Origin of the sequence: Kitasatospora sp. NPDC007106 (assembly GCF_040634455.1) — a bacterium.
In the GTDB taxonomy this organism is placed as follows: Bacteria; Actinomycetota; Actinomycetes; order Streptomycetales; family Streptomycetaceae; genus Kitasatospora; species Kitasatospora arboriphila.
Genome location: NZ_JBEYFP010000501.1, coordinates 1 through 4403 on the forward strand (window position 1 = coordinate 1; position 4403 = coordinate 4403).

General features: G+C 77.1%; 4 protein-coding genes. 3 read left to right on the plus strand and 1 reads right to left on the minus strand.

The genetic code is table 11. The features are described from left to right. Positions 1-203: 203 nt before the first annotated feature. Positions 204-1256, plus strand: coding sequence for a lytic polysaccharide monooxygenase (locus ABZ641_RS27060; protein WP_359985761.1), 1053 nt, complete (start codon positions 204-206; stop codon positions 1254-1256). 298 nt (positions 1257-1554) lie between these two features. Continuing rightward, positions 1555-3024, plus strand: a complete 1470-nt coding sequence (locus ABZ641_RS27065) for a phosphatase PAP2 family protein (RefSeq protein ID WP_359985763.1) — start codon at positions 1555-1557, stop codon at positions 3022-3024. Here ABZ641_RS27065 and ABZ641_RS27070 read toward each other — a convergent pair. After that, entirely contained in the window at positions 3003-3449 is a 447-nt protein-coding gene (locus ABZ641_RS27070) for a hypothetical protein (RefSeq protein WP_344623565.1), read from the minus strand. The two genes, ABZ641_RS27065 and ABZ641_RS27070, sit on opposite strands and share 22 nt — an antisense overlap. 62 nt (positions 3450-3511) lie before the next feature. Between ABZ641_RS27070 and ABZ641_RS27075 the strand changes: the two genes are divergently transcribed. Then, positions 3512-4300 carry a DNA-formamidopyrimidine glycosylase family protein gene (locus tag ABZ641_RS27075; protein WP_359985766.1) on the plus strand — a complete coding sequence of 263 codons (789 nt, stop codon included), beginning with the start codon at positions 3512-3514 and terminating at the stop codon, positions 4298-4300. Positions 4301-4403: the final 103 nt, after the last annotated feature.

The following is a 4403-nucleotide window of genomic DNA, read 5'->3' on the forward strand; positions in this document are numbered from 1 at the left end:
GATCGCGCTGCCGGCCGCCGCGGCCGCCCGGGCGTGAGCGGCGGCCCGCCCGGCTGCGCGGGTCCGGGAATTTGTCATAGCCGCGACCGAATCCGTTTACAGCCGGCGGAGTCCGCGCTACGTTCCGAATGGGAGCGCTCCCACCCCTTCGCCCGGGGCCCGTCCCGCGGTCCCCGCCCCACCTGCCGAAAGGGACGACGCACATGGCCGACCTCCGCCGACGGTTACACCTGATCAGCCTGCTCACCCTGCTCGCCGCCCTGCCCGCACTCGTGCTGGTGGTGCTGGGCAGCCCCCGGGCCGCGGCCCACGGCGCGCCGATGGCGCCCGGCAGCCGGACCTTCCTCTGCTACCAGGACGCCATCACCCCCACCGGGGAGATCAAGCCCCGCAACGCGGCCTGCGCCGCCGCGGCCGCCACCGGCGGCACCACCCCGTTCTACAACTGGTTCTCCGTGCTGCGCTCGGACGGCGCGGGCCGCACCCGCGGCTTCGTCCCGGACGGACAGCTCTGCAGCGGCGGCAACCCCAACTTCACCGGCTTCGACCAGGTCCGCACCGACTGGCCGCTGACCCACCTGACGAGCGGCGCCGCGTTCACCTTCAGCTACAACGCCTGGGCGGCCCACCCCGGCTCCTTCCACCAGTACGTCACCAAGGACGGCTTCGACCCGGCCCAGCCGCTCACCTGGGACGCCCTGGAGAGCACGCCCTTCCGGTCCGTGGCCAACCCGCCGCTGTCCGGGACGGTCGGCACGATCGACGGCAAGTACACCTGGAACGGCACGCTGCCCGCGAACAAGTCCGGACGGCACGTCATCTACACCGTCTGGCAGCGCTCGGACAGCGCCGAGACCTTCTACTCCTGCTCCGACGTGGTCTTCGACGGCGGCACCGGCCAGGTCACCGGTGTCGGCGACGGCAGCGGCCCGACCGACCCGCCGCCGGCCGGCGCCGCCTGCTCCGCCGCCTACCGCACCGTCGGCAGCTGGTCCGGCGGCTACCAGGGCGAGGTGACGGTCAAGAACACCGGCACCACCCCGATCCTCGGCTGGATGGTGCACTTCACCCTGCCCGGCGGCCAGTCGCTGGCGAGCGTCTGGAACGGCGTCAGCACCGGCACCGGCACGGCCGCCACCGTCGACAACGCGGACTGGAACGGCTCCCTCGCCGCCGGCGCCTCCACCACCTTCGGCTTCGTCGCCAACGGCGGTGCACCCGACCCCTCGGTCGCGTACTCCTGCATGGTCATGTGACCGCAGGCCGCCCCGGCCGCAGGACGGCCTGCCGGCGAACCGCCCGCCGGCAGGCCCCGCGCGGCCGGCCCCTCCGTCGGCCCGTCGGCCCGCCCGCGTGCGGTGTGGCCGACCGTCAGCCGCCCGCAGCGCCTCGCCGGTCCGGACACCACCGCCGCTGCTCCGGCCGGACCGGGCCAAGTGCGCTCCCGCGCAAGGGCGGTCCGGCACCGGGACGGTCCGCAGGCTCGCCCGGCCCCGGGCCCGTCGCCGCGCGCTGATCCGGCGCGGTCCGCGGCGGAGGGCCTAGGCTGACTCCATGAGGGCGCTGCGCAGTCTCGACCGCCGACTCTTCGCCCGCGTCGCCGTCAGCCGGCTGCGCGGTGCCCACCCGGTGCTGCCCCGGCTCAGCAAGGCGGCCAACCACGGGGTGCTGTGGTTCGGCGTCGCCGCCGCGCTCGCCGCCACCGGCAACCGCACCGCCCGGCGGGCCGCCCTGCGCGGGGCCGGCTCGCTCGCCCTGGCCTCGCTGCTGGCGAACGTCCCGGCGAAGTACGCCACCCGGCGGCCCCGGCCGCTGCTCGACGACGTCCCGCTCGCCCGGCGGCTGGCCGTCCAGCCGCTGACCACCTCCTTCCCCTCGGGCCACTCCGCCTCCGCCGCGGCCTTCACCGTCGGCATGGCGCTGGAGTCGCCCGCGCTCGCCGTCTGCGCCGCCCCACTGGCGTTCGGGGTGATGGCCTCCCGGGTGTACGTCGGGGTGCACTACCCCGGTGACGTGCTGGCCGGGGCGGCGCTCGGCGCCGGCGCCGCGCTGCTCACCACCCGGTGGTGGCCGCGCGCCGCCGAGGAGCCGGCCCGGGCGGCCCCGGCGCGGATCACCGCCCCCGCGCTGCCGCGCGGCGCCGGGCTGGTCGTCGTGGTCAACGCCGACTCCGGGCCGGACGGCCCCGGGGCCACCGTCGCCGAACTCCGCCGCCTGCTCCCCGAGGCGGAGATCGTCGAACGCGGCCCCGAGGACGACCTGGCCGACCTGGTCGAGCAGGCCGCCGCCCGGGCCGCCGGGGCCGGCGGTGCGCTCGGCGTCTGCGGCGGCGACGGGTCCGTCAACCTGGCGGCCTCCGTCGCCCGCCGGGCCGGTCTGCCGCTCGCCGTCTTCCCCGGCGGCACCCTCAACCACTTCGCCCTCGACCTCGGCGTCGACGAACTCGCCCGCACCGCCGAGGCGGTGGAGAGCGGCAGCGCGGTCGCCGTCGACCTCGGCCGGGTCAGCGGGCCGGACGGCACCGACCTGCCGTTCCTCAACACCTTCAGCATCGGCGTCTACCCGGACCTCGTCCGCATCCGGGAGCGCCACGAGAAGCGGATCGGCAAGTGGCCGGCGCTCGCCGTCGCCCTGGTCGAGGTGCTCTCCTCCGCCGAACCCGTCCGGGTCTCCGTCGCCGGGGTGCCGCGCAACCTGTGGCTGCTGTTCGCCGGCAACAGCGTGTACGACCCGCCCGGCTTCGCCCCGACCCGGCGCGCCCGCCTCGACGACGGCCTGCTCGACGTCCGCGCGGTCGACGGCAGCCACCCCTTCGCCCGGACGCGCCTGGTCGCCGCCTTCCTGCTCGGCACCCTCGGCCGCTCCCCGGTCTACCGCGAGGCCCGGCTGTCCGCCCTCGACCTGACCGACCTGCGGGGTGTCGCCCACGCCGCGGTCGACGGCGAGGTCGTCGACGCCCCCGAGCACCTGCTGCTCGCCAAGACGCCCGCCGGGCTGACGGTCTACCGCCCGGCCGAGGCCTGACCCGGCCCGGCGCCGACCGGCCCGACCGCGGCCGCCACCCCGTGGAGGCGGAGCCGCCCGGCCAGGAACTCCATCTCCACCTCGGTGCCGGTGAGGCCGGCCCCGGCCAGTTCGCCGGCCAGACGCCGGGCCTCGGCGAGCGAGCGGGTACCGTCCTCGCGCAGCACCCGCAGCAGGGCGAGCCCGCTCACCGCGGATCCCACCGGACGGACGGCGAAGGTGCCGTGCTCGGCCAGCAGCACCCGCCGGACGGAGTCGGGCGCCGGGCCCCAGTCCTCCTCGCAGGAGATGACCGAGCAATCGGCGCAGTCCGTGTCCACGCCCCAGCCGAGCCGCCCCCACCGCACGAACTGGCCGACCTCCCGGCGGACGGCGCCGCCGCACCGCCCGCACTCCACCGTGCTCCGCACCGCCCGACCGGTCACCGTGCCTCCCTCTCCGGCCCGCATCCTGCCACCGCGCCCCGCCGGACCGGCATGATGGGGGAGTGCCCGAAGGCGACACCGTCTACCGCACGGCCGCGCAGCTGCGGGAGGCCCTGGCCGGCCACCGGCTGACCGCGGCCGACCTGCGCGTGCCCGCCCACGCCACCGCCGACCTGACGGACCGCCTGGTGCTGGACGTCGTGCCGCGCGGCAAGCACCTGCTCACCCGCTTCGACGACGGCCTCACCCTGCACACCCATCTGCGGATGGACGGCCGCTGGGCGGTCTTCCGCACCGGAGAGAAATGGCACGGCGGCCCGGCGCACCAGATCCGCGCCGTGCTCGGCACCGCCGAGCGCACCGCCGTCGGCTACCGCCTCCCCGTCGTCGAACTGCTCCGCACCGCCGACGAGGACCGGGCCGTCGGCCACCTCGGACCCGACCTGCTCGGCCCGGACTGGGACGCCGCCGAGGCGCTGCGCCGGCTCGCCGCCGACCCGGCCCGGCCGGTCGGCGAGGCCCTGCTCGACCAGCGCAACCTGGCGGGCATCGGCAACGTGTACGCCAACGAGCTGTGCTTCATGGCCGGTGTCACCCCGTGGACCCCGGTCGGCGAGGTCGCCGTGCTCGACCGGGTCCTCGCCAAGGCGCAGCACCTGCTGGAGGCCAACAAGCTGCGGGCCGAGCGGATCACCACCCGCGACCCGCACCCGGACCGCCGCACCTGGGTCTACGGCCGGGCCCGCCGTCCCTGCGCGCGCTGCGGCACCCGGCTGCGCACCGCCCCGCACGCCGAGGACCGCCCCGCCGTCTGGTGCCCGCACTGCCAGCGCGGCCCGACCCCCGGCTGAACCGCCCGGGCCGGGGACGGCGCCCGCGCTCACGGGGTGCGCCGCCCGGCCGCGTCGAGGCGGGCCAGCTCCAGGGCCGCGCTGCCGAGGCAGGCGGTGAGGC